Below are 14,652 nucleotides of genomic sequence, written 5' to 3'. Positions count from 1 at the left end.
CCATCTGCCCACGTCCGCAACCCGAACGCCATACCCCGAGCTGGAATTACGATGTCTCGAATGTACATAGCAGCGTTGGACAACGGAGCAGTCCCGGACATACATCCTGAAGCGTACATAGCCCCTGGTGCGGTCGTGGTGGGCCGCGTCCGGGTGGGTCGCGCGTCCAGCATCTGGTACGGCTCCGTGCTCCGCGGGGACGACGAGCGGATCGAGATCGGCGCGGAGTGCAACGTCCAGGACCTGTCGTGCCTGCACTCCGACCCGGGCGAGCCCGCGATCCTGGAGGACCGCGTCAGTCTGGGCCACAAGGCCATGGTCCACGGCGCCCACGTGGAGACCGGCGCGCTGATCGGCATCGGCGCGATCGTGCTGGGCGGCGCCCGCGTCGGCGCGGGCACCCTGGTGGCGGCCGGAGCCCTCGTGGGCCCCGGCAAGAAGATCCCGGCGGGCGTCCTGGTCGCGGGGGTGCCCGGCAAGATCGTGCGTGAGCTCACCGACGACGATCGCGACTCCTTCGCCCGCACGCCGGACAACTACCTGGCCAAGGCACTCAGGCACCGGCAGGCGTCATCGCTTTGATCAGGACGTCGTCCGACACCGAGGCCGGGTTGAGCGGGTCGGCGTAGTCGGGCAGCTCCGGCCTCAGGAAACGGACGTAGTCGACCGTGAGCTTGAGGTCGGGGGTGCCCTTGACCTGCTTGGCGTTGCCCTTGGCCGCGTCCTTCTTGAGCGTGCTGTAGCTGTCCCAGTCGGTGTAGGCCGTCACGCCCCACTGGAGCACGTCGGGCAGGTTGGACGGCCAGCGCTGGGCCACCTTCCACTTGCCCTTGTCCTCCTTGTAGATCGCGACGAAGACGCGGCCCACCCGGGCCAGCACCAGCTCCACCCAGCCGCTCTTGACGGCGACCTCCTTGGGCTTGGAGCTGCCGTCCTGGGTGTACTTGGCCTCCACCTGGCCGCTCTTCTCCCCGGTGCCGACGGTGACCGAGACCCAGTTCGGCTTGGCGTACGAGCCGGGCTGGCGGGCCATGAGGCCGCCGAGGGAGAACTTGCGCTTGGGCTGGCCCCCACTCTTGCCCTCGACCTTGACCCGGGCGTGCATGACGATGTCGCCGGCGAGATCCTGGTACACGAAGGGCCCGCGGAAGCCGTCGAACCAGGCCGAGACGTTGGGCTCCAGGTACATCGCGCCGTTCACCGTCTTGTTGACGTCGTACTTGGTGAGCCGGTCGATGTCCTTCTCGGTCTCGCTGAGCTTGGTCCACATCTTCAGGTCGGCGGCGTCGTCGAACTCGGTGGAGGCCTCGCCCACCTCGCCGCCGGGTGCGGGCGGGGTGGCGTTCTGTGAGGTGAGAATGCCCGGCCCGGTGGGTGTGGGCTGCGCCGCGGTCGTCGTACCGCAACCGGAGAGCACGCTCACGACCGCCAACGTCCCTGCTACCTTCGCCCTCATGTCGGACATTCTGCCGTGAAATGCCGATGGATGATCCGAGTACGCCCAGTACGATGACCGCCGTGCCACCCTGGGATGCGTTCACCGCCGCGGAGGCGGAGGTCCGCGCGATGGTCGCGGACCCGCGCTGGCAGGGTCTTTCCGTGCCCGACCGCGCGCACGTCCTGGCGGCCAGAGTCCTGGTGACCCCGGACGGCGACCGGTGGCTGTTCGGCACGCACGCGCGCTGGCACCTGCTCGACCCCGCCGACGGCCGCTGGCATCCGGCTCCGCCGCCGCGCGGCACGCGGGTGCGCCGGGTGACGCACGCCGCGGCGGTGCTGCCGGACGCCGTGGTGCCGCCCGGCCACGACTTCCACGCCGAGCCCGGCTCCACCCAGTCGTTCATCGGCCCCGACGTGCCCGCGCGCCTCACCGAGCAGCTCAGGGTGCTGGTGCGGGCCTCCGGGCGCAAGTCGGAGCTGGACTATCCGCTGACGGCCTTCGACGAGATCTTCGCCACAGACGTGCCGAGCACGGTGGCGGCCGTCTGGGGCACGATCATGTGGTGCGCGTACGCGCCCGCCTTCGACGGCAACGAGCGGCTGATCACCGTCTTCGGCGAGTACCTGCGCCGCTCGCTGCCCGGCGACGAGTGGGTGCGCTGGCTGCCCGCGCCGCCGCTGCTGGACCTCGTCACGCTGGTCGCCGAGCGGATGCGGGCCGGACGCCACCGCGCCGCGCTCAGGCTGGCCGCGGTGATGGCGGACACGGCCCAGATCCTGCTGCTCGACACCCGCTTCAGGCCGCGGGCGCTGGCGCTGCTCACGATGGTGGAGCCGCTGCTGCGCCGGCCCGGGTTCGGCGACCCGTACGACGACGACGCGGCGATGCGCGGCGAGTGGCTGGAGCGCTGCCCCGCGCGGCTGTGCAGGGCCCTGCTCGTGGAGAACGACCCCGAGGCGCACTTCGCCCACACCGTCTACGACCTCGTGGACGCCCTGTCGTTCACGCCTGAGCCGCGCCGGGCGGCGGCCGCGTTCCTGGCCGACCTGTCCGACTCCAGGGGGACGCTGCCGGGACGGCTGGACCACCGGCTGCGGATGGCGTACGAGGAGCTGCGGGAGGCGGGCCTCACGGGCACGTCCGCGGCCGAGACGACGCAGCCGGACGGCTTCCCCGTCCGCACGGGCGAGGCGGCTCCGGCGTCGGAGGTGGCGCCGCCCGACAGGGGCAGCGCGGCGGCGGTGCTGGGCGCCGCGTACGCCATGGGGCTGGCGTGGGGCAGGCTCACGGGGGCGAAGCTCCCGGGGCGCGGGCTGGCGGGACAGTCGGCACTCGTACGCAGGATCGTCCACGAACGGGACGACCACCACACAGACCACATCTAAACCACTAATGCCGCTATTTCCCCCTTACTCCTCCTATATCGTTCTAACCCCTGAGATAACAGCAATTTCGCTGAATTGTGATCTCGGATTCGGGAAATGATCCTGACGGGGCCCCCGAGGCGCTGAAAGGAATGACTCCGATGGGCCATGTCGCCGGAAGGGCCTCCGCCGTAACCTCGTAGAGGGTGTGGGCTGCGGAAGGAAGGACGACGCGGTGGGGCACGACGACCTGGACTCTCGGGTCCATGACCGTGTCGCGTTGGACGAGATTGCGCTCTACGCCGAGGTGCTCACCGCCGTGGCAGTCAGTGAGCGGCGGCTGACCTTGGACGAACTCGACGACGCGCTCGGATTGCGGACTTCGGCGAGTCGCTGAAGAACCAACTCGATTACCAAGACCCCGGGGACCTAGTTCCCGGGGTTTCACATAACTAGTCAATCCACGGCTGGATCATCCGACTTACGGATGAGGCCCTCAGGTAAGAGGGCTAGACCCCTGCTACGAACGCACGAGGCGGGCGATCGCCGCCGACGCCTCCTTCACCTTCGCCTCGGCCTCGGGGCCGCCCGTGTTGATCGCGTCGGCCACGCAGTGCGAGATGTGCTCCTCCAGCAGCCCCAGCGCGACCGCCTGGAGGGCCCGGGTGGCGGCGGAGACCTGGGTGAGCACGTCGATGCAGTAGGCATCGTCGTCGACCATGCGCTGCAGACCCCGGATCTGGCCCTCGATTCGCCGCAGGCGCGTCAGATATGCCTGCTTGTCTCCGCTGTACCCATGCATGGTTCTACGGTACCCGTAAGGAGTATGGGCTAGCGGAGATCGGCGATGAGCTTCTCCCACTGCTCGACCACCTCGTCGGCCGAGTGCCGCACCGCCGTGTCGAGCGCGCCCGCCGCCAGCGAGCGCCGCCTGCGCTCGTCGTCGATCAGCGCCAGCAACGCCGCCGCGAAGAACTGCAGGTCACCCTCGGCCTCCGGCACCAGCACCCCGTTGTAGCCGGTCGCCACGAACTCCCTGGGCCCCTTGGCCCCGTCGAAGGCCACCACGGGCACCCCGCACCCCATGGCCTCCAGCACGGCCATGCCCAGGTCCTCGCTGCGCGAGGTGGTGGCCACGATCGAGGCCTTGGCGAACTCGCCCGCCAGATCGGGCGTGGTGCCCATGAAGTAGACGTGGTTGTGCAGGTTCAGCTCGCGCACCAGCGAGCGCAGCCGCCGCTCCTCGGGGCCGCCGCCGTACAGCCTCAGCCGCCAGTCGGGCCGCTTGTCCGCCACGATCGCGAACGACCTGATCAGCCTGTCGTACGCCTTCACCGGCACCCACCGGCCGCCGGCGGCCACGATCCTGTTGTCCATCCGCGAGCGCGGCCACGGGCCGCCCGGCAGCGCGTCCAGCACGTTGTGCACGACGGTCGTGTCACCCAGGAGCCTGCTCCACTCCTCCTGGGCCGTCTCCGTGGCCGTCACGACGGCGCTCAGGCGCGGGTAGAAGCGTTTGACGGGCCCGGGGACGGCCGGCCTGCCCCACTCGCGGGCGATCCTGACGGTGTCGCGCGGCGCGTGCCTGGCGGCCTGCACGCCGAGCCCCGGCCTGGTCGTGATGAGCACGTCTGCCCTGAGGTTGCGCAGCACCCGCCACAGCGCCACCTCGGTGCGCACCTGACCGCGCGGCAGCAGGTGCCTGACGCCCGGGCGCACGTCCACCACGCTGCGCATGCCGACCTTGGGGCCGACGGGGAAGAACGGCTTCTCCTTCTGCCGCCTGACGCTGATCACCTCGACGTCGTGCCGCTCGGCGAGCGCTGTCGCCAGGTTGAGCGTGGCGCGCACGTCGCCCCGCATGGCGTACGCGGAGGCGAGCACCAGGCTGACCTTCATCCGCCGACCTCGATCCGCAACTCGTCGTCGGCGGTGTAGCAGGGTTTGATCAGGACGCCGTCCACGCGGGCCGACGGGTAGTGCAGCCGACGCCGCTTGCCGTCCACGTCGTCGAGCCGCGCGCCGAGCCGCAGCGTGGCGGGCACGCCGTCCACGTGCAGCGCGGGCTCCCAGGTGCCGGAGCCCTCAGGGTCGGCGGCGAGCACGTCCACGAGCGAGACCGCCGCGTGGAAGCGCACGCCCTGCACCGTGGCGGTGCTCTTCAGGTGAGCGCCCGTCTGCCTGCGCTCCAGCGTCATCACGGCCTCGTGACGGGAGTCGTCGTCCTCCAGGCCGGTGTAGGCCAGCAGGCCCATCACCTCGAAGCGGCCCTCCCTGAACCAGATGGAGCGCACCTCGGCCACCGGCTCGGCGTCGGAGATCTTCAGCGCGAGGAAGCCGTTGCGCGTCCGGTATGAGCGGTAGGCGAGCGTGCGCCTGCACAATGCATACGCGTCGAGATGGTCGAGCGAGAACCCGGGATCGACGCTGCGCAGCCGGCTGCGCTTGCCCTCACGCCGCAGGTACGCGTCCCACCGGCCGGTGCTGAGCTCCAGCGGCGCCAGCGAGACGGCCAGCGTGGCCTCGCGCGCCCGCGCGCCTGGGCTGCCGAGCAGCACGTCGCGTTCCACCCCCGTGGTGCGATGCCGGAGAACGAGCTCGGTGCCGTCTTCCAGTGGTTCGTCGATGGCGAGTCGCAGGGAGAGCACGTCGGCCAGGGTGACTTCGGCGTCCGTGACGACGACGCCCATCACGAGCCCCCTCCCCGTCGAATAAGGCCATGCGACGTTGAGGTTACCGTGATTTTCCCGTTATGTGGATGCCAGATTTCTTCCGGTCACACCGATTGACAGGCGAAACTCCTCCACACCGAGTGTGGAGGAGTCCGACATCTCGCGTCAGGACGCGCCCTTGACCGACTTGATCAGAAGCTGCGCCACGTCCACGACTTCCAGCGATTCCTTGGCCTCGCCGTTGTTCTTCTTCTCGTTGATCGCGTCGCCCAGCATCACCATGCAGAAGGGGCAGGCCGTCGAGACCGTGTCCGGGTTCGTGGTCAGCGCCTCGTCCACCCGCTCGGTGTTGATGCGCTTGCCGATGCGCTCCTCCATCCACATGCGCGCGCCGCCGGCGCCGCAGCAGAAGCCCCGGTCCTTGTGCCGGTGCATCTCCTGCGTCTGCACGCCGGGCACCTTGGACATGATGTCGCGCGGCTGGGAGTAGACCTTGTTGTGCCGGCCGAGGAAGCACGGGTCGTGGTAGGTGATCTTCTCCTCGATCGGGGTGACCGGGGTGAGCAGCCCCTCGTCCACCAGCTTCGACAGGAGCTGCGTGTGGTGCACGACCTCGTAGGTGCCGCCGAGCTGCGGGTATTCGTTGGCCAGCGTGTTGAAGCAGTGCGGGCAGGTGGCCACGATCTTCTTGACGCCGGCCTCGTTGAGCGTCTCGATGTTCTGCTGGGCCAGCATGTTGAACAGGTACTCCATGCCCAGGCGGCGGGCCGGGTCACCGGTGCACGCCTCCATCGGGCCGAGCACCGCGAACTTCACGCCCGCGATGTGCAGCAGCTCCGCGACGGCCTTGGTGGTCTTCTTGGCCCGGTCCTCCAGCGCGCCCGCGCAGCCGACCCAGAACAGGTACTCGGTGTCCTCGGGCATCTTCTCCTCGACCATCGGGACCTCGAAGTCGAGCTCCTCGATCCAGTCGGCCCGCTTCATCTCGGACATGCCCCACGGGTTGCCCTTGTTCTCCAGGTTCTTCACCATCACCCCCGCCTCCGACGGGAACGACGACTCCACCATCACCTGGTAGCGGCGCATGTCGAGGATGTGGTCGATGTGCTCGATGTCCACCGGGCACTGCTCGACGCAGGCGCCGCAGTTGGTGCAGGACCACAGCACGTCCGGGTGGATCACGCCTTCCTCGCCGACGAGCGGCTTTTCCAGCAGCGCCAGCACGTCGGTGTCCTTGTGCTCCACGCCCGCCGAGGCCGCCAGCAGGTACGGGGCCACCTTGAAGGCGTGGTCACGCTGGTCGAGGATGAGCATCTTCGGCGACAGGGGCTTGTCGGTGTTCCACGCCGGGCACTGCGACTGGCATCGGCCGCACTCCGTACAGGAGTAGAAGTCCAGGAAGCCCTTCCACGTGGTGTCGCCGATCTTGCCGCGGCCGAGCCGCTCGGGGTCGAGGTCCTCGTCCTCGAAGTCGACCGGCTTGCCGTCCACCCGCATCTCGGGCGCGCCGCCGAGGCCGTCGGGCCGGCGCGAGAAGAGCACGTTGAGCGGGGCGGTGAAGATGTGCAGGTGCTTGGAGTTCACCACGATGACCAGGAACACCAGCATGAAGCCGATGTGCAGGAGCAGCGCGATCTCCTCCAGCAGCGCGTTCTGCGGCAGCAGGTCGCCCAGCGCCAGCGAGACGAACGCACCGGAGGAGTAGGGGAAGTTGCCGTTGGCCGCCGCCGCGCCCCTGGCCAGGAAGAGCGTCCAGATGATGTTGAAGATCATGAACAGGACGAGCCAGGCGCCGCCGAGGTGCGAGCCGGAGAAGCGGGAGCTCCTGCCGAGCGTCTTGGGCGAGTTCTTGACGCGGATGATCGCGAAGGCGACCAGGCCGAGCAGACACGCCACCGCGATGAAGTCCTGGAGGAAGCCGAGCACGCCCCACGTCCCGATGAGCGGGATGTGGAAGTCGGGCGTGCCGGTGATCGCCCCCTGGATGATCGCGCCGTACGCCTCGATGTAGACGGTCAGCAGGATGAAGAACGCCCACATGACGAAGAAGTGCGCGACGCCCGACGGTGTCCACTTGAGCAGTTTCTTCTGCCCGAACACCTCGACGAGCTGCGCCTTGACCTCGTCGCCGACATGTGTCCTGGCGTACTCGATGCGTTCGGGCGCGGGTGGCCCGACCGTGGCGAGCTTGAACAGGAACATGACCCTGCGGCCGGCCACGGCCACCGCCGCGACGGTCATGACGAGCCCGATGACGGCTACCCAGAGCACGGGGTCCTCCCACAGACGACGTTGCTGTCAGCGTACGGTCACCCGCTGCGCAGGCATGGTGCAGCAATCCTACCCACGAGTAACTTTACTGGGTTACGCGACATACCCTAAGGTCATCGCCGTCTCTAGAACAATGCTCTAACCCGTGAAGTACCGCTGGAGGGTCGGCGCCAGGATCTCCACCAGCTCGTCGTGACCCGCGCTGGCCAGCGGCTCCAGCCTGAGCACGTACCGCGCCACGACCACTCCCAGCATCTGCGCGAAAGCCGCCTCGATCCGCAGATGCGGCACCCCCAGGCGGTCGGCCACCTGGAACAGCAGCGCCGAGGTGAAGAACTCCCTGACCATCCCGACCGCCTGCTCGTTGCTCATGGCCGAGCGCAGCAGCGCCAGCATCGGAGCACGCGTCTTCTCGTCGGCGGTCAGCCGCAGGATCAGCCGGACCAGCCGCTCCCCCGTCTCCTCGCGCGGCCCGTCGAGCAGCACCGGGATGATCTGCTGAGGGTTGATCGGCAGCTCCATCGCCGCCGCGAACATGCCCTCCTTCGTGTCGAAGTAGTGATGCACCAGAGCCGGATCGACCTGCGCCTCCCGCGCGATGCCGCGCACCGTCGCCTTGTCGAACCCCTTCTCCGCGAACACCTTCCTGGCCGCCGCGAGAATCTCCCCGCGCGTGTCGGCCGACCCGGGCCTGCGCCCCGGCCTCCGCTTGACCGTCACCTGCCCACCGCCAGGTAGACCCGCATCGGCACGGACAGCACCCCCTCGGGGAACGCCTCCCGCAACGCCACCCGCTGCCCCTCCACGACCTCGTCCGCACGTTCGGGCGACAGCGCTGCCATGTACGAGTGCGAGCGCAGATCCAGCAGGAAGTCCTCGACGCCGATCAGCCTGGTCCACGGGATCCAGCGCTCCTCGATCACCTCGAACGACGAGGCGATCGGCGGCACCGACCACTGCTCGACCGCCGGCCCCCAGTAGGCGGGCACCTCCTGCGCCAGCCGCGCCTCGTAGGCGGCCAGCCAGCCGGCCTGCGCCGCGTGGTTGAGGTTCCAGCAGCCCACGATGGCGCCGCCGGGACGCAGCACGCGCCGGGCCTCCGTGATCGAGGCCACCGGGTCCAGCCAGTGCCACGACTGGGCGTACGTCACCAGGTCGGCCACCTCGTCGGCCAGCGGCAGCGCGTTGCCGTCGGCCAGCACGGCGCCCACCCGCGTCCTGTCCGGGCCGCCCCTCTTGGAGACCAGGCGCGTCAGCATCGCCTCCCCCGGATCCACCGCGATCACGTGCGAGCCGCGCGCCTTGAGCGCCAGCGACATGATGCCCGTGCCGGCCCCGACGTCCACCGTCGTGGCCCCGTCGAGCTCCACCCCGGACACCTCCGTCAGCGCCCGGTACACCTCGTCCGGATACCCGGGCCTGCCCGCGTCGTAGGCGTCGGCCACCCGGTCGAACGTCCTGCCCAGATCCTTGATCGGCCCTGTGTTCATGTGGACGCCGCCAGGTGCAGCCGCGCGAAGGCGAGCCCCTCCGCCAGGTCGTCGATCCGCTCGGTCCTGCTGGCCGCCTTACGGGTGTTGACCTCCAGGACCACCAGCCCCGAGTAACCCGTGCCGGCCAGCCGCTCCAGCATCTGCGCGCACGGCTGGTTGCCCCTGCCAGGCACCAGGTGCTCGTCCTTGTTGGTCACGCCCAGACCGTCGGCCAGGTGCAGGTGCGCGAGCCTGTCGCCGAGCTTGACCGCCATCTCCATCGCGTCGGAGCCCGACACGGCGGTGTGCGACAGGTCCAGCGTGACCTGCGGGAAGTCGTAGTCGATCGGGTTCCAGTCGGGCGAGTAGGGCACCACGTCGTTGCCCCTGGCGCGCAACGGGAACATGTTCTCCACCGCGAACGTGACATCCGTCTCGTCCCGCATCCTGGCCAGCCCGTTCTCGAAGTCACGGGCATAGTCGCGCTGCCAGCGGAACGGCGGATGGACCACGACCGTCGAGGCGCCCAGACGCTCTGCCGCCTTCTGGGCCTTGACCAGTTTCGCCCACGGGTCCCGGCCCCAAACCCGCTGCGTCACCAGCAGGCAGGGCGCGTGGATGGCCAGAACGGGCAACTCGTAGTGCTCGGAAAGACGCTCGATCACATCGATGTCCTGGCTCACCGGGTCGGCGCCGACCATGATCTCGACGCCGTCATAACCCAGGCGCGCGGCCAGCTCGAACGCGTCAGGCGTACGTTCCGGATATACCGAGGCGGTGGACAATGCGATCTTCGCATTGGGCACGCGGATGACATCAGCCACGTTGCCAGCCTAAGCCGGAGAAGCCGATATGGCGCGTCAGCCCCTAGCGTTGGGGCATGACACGGATAGCGAAAGGTGCGATCCCCAGCCCGAATATCTGGAACACGCCCCAGATCTACGAGCTGGAGAACCGCGCCGTCGATCCCGATGGCGCGGCCGACGCGGCCATGCGCGCCCTGCGCCCCTGGGACGGCGCCACCGTGCTCGACATCGGCTGCGGCACCGGCTACCACCTGCCCGTCCTGGCCGCCGAGGCGTCCCAGGTGATCGGCGTGGAGCCGCACGGCGACCTCGCCGCCCTCGCCCGCCGCCGCTGCGCGGCCCTGCCCAACGTGACCGTGCACGCCGCCACCGCCCAGTACCTCCCGCTGCCCGACGCCGGGGTGGATGTGGCCATGGCACGCTGGGCGTACTTCTTCGGGCCCGGCTGCGAGCCGGGCCTGCGCGAGCTGACCCGCGTCGTACGGCGCGGTGGGGCGGCCTTCGTCCTCGACCTCGACGCCACCCGCGGATCGTTCGGGCGCTGGTTCTCGCACACCGTGCCGACCTACTCCGCCCGCGAGGTCGAGACGTTCTGGGACCGCAACGGCTGGCAGCGCCGCGAGCTCGACCTGCGCATGGTCTTCCAGCGGCGCGCCGACCTCGAAGCCGTGCTGCGCATCGAGTTCACCCCCCAGGTGGCCGAGCGGGCCATCGCCGAGACCCCCGGCCTGGAGCTCGCTTATCCGAACGTGCTGCGCTGGCGCTACTTCTGAACCCCTTGACCTTGACACCGACGTCAACGTTTACCGTGGGGGCATGCGCATCGGTGAGCTGGCGGAACGCACCGGAGTGAGCACCCGCTCGCTCCGCTACTACGAGCAACACGGGCTGCTGCGCGCCCGGCGCGCCTCCAACGGCTACCGCGCCTACAGCGAGGACGACGTCAGGCTCGTCTCCGAGATCCGGGCCCTGCTCCAGATCGGCTTCACCCTGGAGGAGACCCGGCCGTTCGTCGACTGCCTGCGCCAGGGACACAGCACCGGAGGCTCCTGCGCCGAGTCGGTCGAGGTCTACGAGCGCAAGCTCAGCGAGATCGACCAGGAGATCCGCGTCCTGCTCAACCGCCGCGCCGAGGTGGCCGCCCAGCTCGCCCAATCGTGCCCAGGTTGCTTTGTGAGGGGATGAAAGATGATCACTTTGACCACGGACAACTTCGAGGAGCAGGTTCTCAAGAGCGACAAGCCGATCCTCGTGGACTTCTGGGCCGAATGGTGCGGGCCGTGCCGGATGGTGGCGCCCGTGCTGGAGCAGATCGAATCCGAGCACGGGCTGACCATCGGCAAGCTGAACACCGATGAGAATCCGGAGATCATGGCCCGGTACGGGGTGATGGGGATTCCGACGCTGCTGCTGTTCGAGAACGGGGAGCCGGTCAAGCAGGTCGTCGGCGCCAAGCCGAAGCGCATGCTCGTCTCCGAGCTCGGCCTGGCGTAGCCCCACGCGCACGCCTACCACGTCCACCTTCCGGGCCTGCACCCCCCACGTGCGCCCATGTGCGCCCTTCGCGCCCGCACCCCCACGTGCGCCCATCGCGCCCGGCTTGGCCTAGCCCGGCCTCGCCTGGCGCCTCCACGCGCCCGCCTTCGCGCCCCCGCGCCCCCGCGCCCACGCCTTCCCGCGCGGCGGCTGGGCGCAGCGGTCCCGGCAGCGGGCGCACCGGTCCCTACCGACCGGGGCGCACATCACGCCCGCCACGTCACGACCTGACGCTCGAAGAATGTCGGCACCGCCCGCTAACCTGCACCGCATGGCCAAGACTGCCCCGAAACCCGGATACCGCTGCGCCGAATGCGGCTGGCGCACCACCAAGTGGGTCGGCAGATGCGGAGAATGCCAGGCCTGGGGCACGGTCGACGAGGAAGGCGCCAGAGCGGGCGTCAACGTCGTCCAGGCCGGCGCCACCACGGCCCCCGCCCTGCCCATCGGCCAGGTCAAGGCCGAGGTGGCGACCGCCCGCACCACCGGCGTGGCCGAGCTCGACCGGGTGCTGGGCGGCGGCCTGGTGCCCGGCGCGGTGGTGCTGCTGGCGGGCGAGCCCGGCATCGGCAAGTCCACGCTGCTGCTGGAGGCGGCGGCGCGCATCGCGGAGCGCGCGACCGTCCTGTACGTGACGGGCGAGGAGTCTGCGGCCCAGGTGCGGCTGCGCGCCGACCGCATCGGCGCCATCCAGGACCAGCTCTACCTGGCGGCGGAGACGGAGCTGTCGGCGCTGGTCACGCACGTGGAGAAGGTCCAGCCGAGGCTGCTGGTCGTCGACTCGGTCCAGACGATCGGCTCCGCCCAGGCGACCGGCGTGCCGGGCGGGGTGACGCAGGTGCGCGAGGTGGCGGCCAACCTCGTCCGGATGGCCAAGGAGCGCAACCTGGCCACCGTCCTGGTCGGCCACGTCACCAAGGAGGGCTCGATCGCCGGCCCCCGCACGCTGGAGCACCTGGTTGACGTCGTGCTCAACTTCGAGGGCGACCGCCACTCCCGGCTGCGCATGGTCCGCGCGATCAAGAACCGGTTCGGCCCCACCGACGAGATCGGCTGCTTCGACCTGCACGAACGCGGCATCGAGGGCATCACCGACCCGAGCGGGCTGTTCGTCTCCCGGCGCAGCGAGCCGGTCCCCGGCACCTGCGTCACGGTCACCGTCGAAGGCACCCGCCCGCTGCCCGCCGAGGTGCAGGCCCTGGTGGCGCGCACCGACGCGCAGCAGCCCCGGCGCACCTCGTCCGGGCTCGACACCTACCGCGTCCAGATGGTGCTCGCCGTCCTGGAGCGCCGGCTGAACGCCCGCCTGGGCGGCTGCGACGTGTTCACCGCGACCGTCGGCGGCATCAAGCTCGCCGACCCCGCCGTCGACCTGTCCGTCATGCTCGCCGTCGCCAGCGCCGCCGGCGACAAACCCCTCCCCCCTGGCCTGGTCGCCCTCGGTGAGGTGGGCCTGGCGGGCGAGCTGCGCCCGGTCAAGGACGTACGCAGGCGGCTCACGGAGGCGGCCCGCCTGGGCTTCAAACGCGCCCTCGTCCCCGCCGGATCCCTCGAAGAAGGCACGGGCAGGCGCGGCGGCCAGCGCGCCCTGGTGCCGGTCGGGCCGGTCGCGTTCGCGCCGGGGTTCGAGGTGGTCCAGGCCGAGAACGTCTGGGACGCTCTCACACACGTCACATAGCACGGCTAAGCTGAGGTGACCGATCGACACGGGGGTCAGGTGGATAGGAGTCTGGACGACCGCCGTCGCGAAGCCCTGGCCGCGGTAGCGCCGGGCACACCTCTGCGCGACGGCCTGGAACGGATCCTGCGCGGGCAGACCGGCGGGCTCATCGTGCTCGGCTACAACAAGGTCGTCGAAGAGGTCTGCAGCGGCGGCTTCGAGCTGGACGTCGACTTCTCCGCCACCCGGCTCCGCGAGCTGGCCAAGATGGACGGCGCCATCGTCCTGAGCGACGAACACAAGATCGTGCGCGCCGCCGTCCACCTCGTCCCCGACCCCGTCATCCCCACGGACGAGTCCGGCACCCGCCACCGCACCGCCCAGCGCGTCGCCAGGCAGACCGGCCTGCCGATCATCGCCATCAGCAAGTCGATGCGCATCATCGCCCTCTACCTCGACGGCATCCGCTACGTCCTGGAGGAGTCGGCCGCCATCCTGTCCAAGGCCAACCAGGCCCTGGCCACCCTCGAACGCTACAAACACCGCCTCGACGAGGTCTCCGGCACCCTCTCAGCCCTGGAGATCGAAGACCTGGTCACCGTCCGAGACGTCGCCGCCGTCGCGCAACGCCTGGAAATGGTCCGCCGCATCTCCGACGAGATCAAGGGCTACGTCGTCGAGCTGGGCACCGACGGCCGCCTCCTGTCCCTGCAACTCGACGAACTCGTCGCGGGCGTCGACTCGGAACGCGAACTCGTCATCCGCGACTACCTCCCCGCCCCCGCGGGCCGCCGCCAGAAACGCCTCCTGGAGGCGCTGCACGAGCTCGACAAGCTCTCCGGCGCCGACCTCCTCGACCTCTCGGCCGTCGCCCACGTCCTCGGCCACAACGGCACCGACCAGCTGGAAACCCCCGTCAGCCCCCGAGGCTTCCGCCTCCTGGCCAAGGTCCCCCGCCTCCCGGCCACGGTCGTCGACCGCCTGGTCAACCACTTCGGCGGCCTGCAAAAACTCCTGGCGGCCAGCATCGACGACCTACAGGCGGTGGGCGGCGTCGGCGAGTCCCGAGCCCGCAGCGTCCGCGAAGGCCTCTCCCGGCTGGCCGAATCCTCCATCCTCGAGCGCTACGTTTAAAAGCAAGGTCCTCGCTGGTCGCTCGGGCGTTTCTCCCAAACCCCACCCGCCCCAATCCCATTTACCGGGTTGGCCGTTGGGAGCCCGCCCCGAAACAAGGGTCCTCGCCTTCGGCTCGGGCTGTGCCTGTCCGGTGCTCGCGGCTTCGCCACGAGCACCGGGGCGAGGGGCTTGCCAGCCCCTCGCGCTCCCCGGACGCAACACCTGGGTCTTCGGCCCTCCAGATGTGACCAACCTGGAAGCACGCCTATGCTCTGCCCCTTGGAAGCAGCCCGCCGCATGAAATCAAGGCCACT

16 protein-coding genes are annotated in these 14,652 nt (G+C 69.7%); 8 read left to right on the top strand and 8 right to left on the bottom strand.

The window, feature by feature from the left end:
* Nucleotides 1–60 precede the first annotated feature (60 nt).
* The gene (locus tag ABD331_RS29025) at nucleotides 61–582 is read left to right on the top strand and encodes a gamma carbonic anhydrase family protein (RefSeq protein ID WP_425566065.1); all 522 of its coding nucleotides are present in this window, start codon (nucleotides 61–63) and stop codon (nucleotides 580–582) included.
* Here the strand turns inward: ABD331_RS29025 and ABD331_RS29020 are convergent.
* Nucleotides 554–1,456 (bottom strand): DUF1349 domain-containing protein, encoded by a 903-nt coding sequence (locus ABD331_RS29020; protein WP_344481181.1) that lies wholly within the window; start codon nucleotides 1,454–1,456, stop codon nucleotides 554–556. The genes ABD331_RS29025 and ABD331_RS29020 overlap by 29 nt on opposite strands.
* Before the next feature lie 53 nt (nucleotides 1,457–1,509).
* Here ABD331_RS29020 and ABD331_RS29015 point away from each other — a divergent pair, with 53 nt between their 5' ends.
* Together ABD331_RS29015 and ABD331_RS29010 are read left to right on the top strand one after the other, a co-directional pair.
* Nucleotides 1,510–2,826, top strand: coding sequence for a hypothetical protein (locus ABD331_RS29015; RefSeq protein ID WP_344481178.1), 1,317 nt, complete (start codon nucleotides 1,510–1,512; stop codon nucleotides 2,824–2,826).
* 214 nt (nucleotides 2,827–3,040) lie between these two features.
* A complete protein-coding gene (locus ABD331_RS29010) occupies nucleotides 3,041–3,202 on the top strand; it encodes a hypothetical protein (RefSeq protein WP_020540796.1) in 162 nt (53 codons plus the stop codon).
* A 123-nt stretch (nucleotides 3,203–3,325) separates the two neighbouring features.
* Here the strand turns inward: ABD331_RS29010 and ABD331_RS29005 are convergent, their stop codons facing one another.
* From ABD331_RS29005 to ABD331_RS28975, 7 genes are all read right to left on the bottom strand, one after another.
* Nucleotides 3,326–3,607 carry a metal-sensitive transcriptional regulator gene (locus ABD331_RS29005; protein WP_080044376.1) on the bottom strand — a complete coding sequence of 94 codons (282 nt, stop codon included), beginning with the start codon at nucleotides 3,605–3,607 and terminating at the stop codon, nucleotides 3,326–3,328.
* Between the two features lie 29 nt (nucleotides 3,608–3,636).
* Nucleotides 3,637–4,704, bottom strand: a complete 1,068-nt coding sequence (locus tag ABD331_RS29000) for a glycosyltransferase (protein WP_344481161.1) — start codon at nucleotides 4,702–4,704, stop codon at nucleotides 3,637–3,639.
* Nucleotides 4,701–5,495 carry a hypothetical protein gene (locus tag ABD331_RS28995; RefSeq protein ID WP_344481158.1) on the bottom strand — a complete coding sequence of 265 codons (795 nt, stop codon included), beginning with the start codon at nucleotides 5,493–5,495 and terminating at the stop codon, nucleotides 4,701–4,703. The genes ABD331_RS29000 and ABD331_RS28995 overlap by 4 nt, the downstream gene beginning before the upstream one ends.
* A 147-nt stretch (nucleotides 5,496–5,642) precedes the next feature.
* The gene (locus ABD331_RS28990) at nucleotides 5,643–7,748 is read right to left on the bottom strand and encodes a (Fe-S)-binding protein (protein WP_344481156.1); all 2,106 of its coding nucleotides are present in this window, start codon (nucleotides 7,746–7,748) and stop codon (nucleotides 5,643–5,645) included.
* A 138-nt stretch (nucleotides 7,749–7,886) separates the two neighbouring features.
* Complete coding sequence (locus ABD331_RS28985) at nucleotides 7,887–8,468, bottom strand: TetR/AcrR family transcriptional regulator (protein ID WP_344481154.1); 582 nt, start codon at nucleotides 8,466–8,468, stop codon at nucleotides 7,887–7,889.
* Nucleotides 8,465–9,238, bottom strand: coding sequence for a class I SAM-dependent methyltransferase (locus tag ABD331_RS28980; RefSeq protein ID WP_344481152.1), 774 nt, complete (start codon nucleotides 9,236–9,238; stop codon nucleotides 8,465–8,467). Before ABD331_RS28980 ends, ABD331_RS28985 begins: the two co-directional genes overlap by 4 nt.
* Nucleotides 9,235–10,044: a sugar phosphate isomerase/epimerase family protein gene (locus ABD331_RS28975; protein WP_344481149.1), complete on the bottom strand. Its 810-nt coding sequence runs from the start codon at nucleotides 10,042–10,044 to the stop codon at nucleotides 9,235–9,237. The genes ABD331_RS28980 and ABD331_RS28975 overlap by 4 nt, the downstream gene beginning before the upstream one ends.
* A gap of 56 nt (nucleotides 10,045–10,100) precedes the next feature.
* Between ABD331_RS28975 and ABD331_RS28970 the strand changes: the two genes are divergently transcribed.
* The 5 genes from ABD331_RS28970 (at nucleotide 10,101) to disA (ending at nucleotide 14,356) form a co-directional block, all read left to right on the top strand.
* A complete protein-coding gene (locus ABD331_RS28970; RefSeq protein ID WP_344481147.1) occupies nucleotides 10,101–10,799 on the top strand; it encodes a class I SAM-dependent methyltransferase in 699 nt (232 codons plus the stop codon).
* A gap of 43 nt (nucleotides 10,800–10,842) precedes the next feature.
* Nucleotides 10,843–11,211: a MerR family transcriptional regulator gene (locus ABD331_RS28965; protein ID WP_148438942.1), complete on the top strand. Its 369-nt coding sequence runs from the start codon at nucleotides 10,843–10,845 to the stop codon at nucleotides 11,209–11,211.
* 3 nt (nucleotides 11,212–11,214) lie between these two features.
* On the top strand, nucleotides 11,215–11,520 hold the full coding sequence (gene trxA / locus ABD331_RS28960) for a thioredoxin (protein ID WP_148438941.1): 306 nt from the start codon (nucleotides 11,215–11,217) through the stop codon (nucleotides 11,518–11,520).
* A gap of 313 nt (nucleotides 11,521–11,833) precedes the next feature.
* Nucleotides 11,834–13,240, top strand: coding sequence for a DNA repair protein RadA (radA, locus tag ABD331_RS28955; RefSeq protein ID WP_344481142.1), 1,407 nt, complete (start codon nucleotides 11,834–11,836; stop codon nucleotides 13,238–13,240).
* Nucleotides 13,241–13,279: 39 nt separating this feature from the next.
* Complete coding sequence (disA, locus tag ABD331_RS28950; RefSeq protein WP_344481139.1) at nucleotides 13,280–14,356, top strand: DNA integrity scanning diadenylate cyclase DisA; 1,077 nt, start codon at nucleotides 13,280–13,282, stop codon at nucleotides 14,354–14,356.
* The last annotated feature ends 296 nt before the right edge of the window (nucleotides 14,357–14,652 follow it).

Origin of the sequence: Nonomuraea monospora, from assembly GCF_039531895.1 — a bacterium.
GTDB lineage: Bacteria > Actinomycetota > Actinomycetes > Streptosporangiales > Streptosporangiaceae > Nonomuraea > Nonomuraea monospora.
Note: the sequence above shows the minus strand (reverse complement) of the source record. Positions and strands in the feature narration are given on the sequence as shown.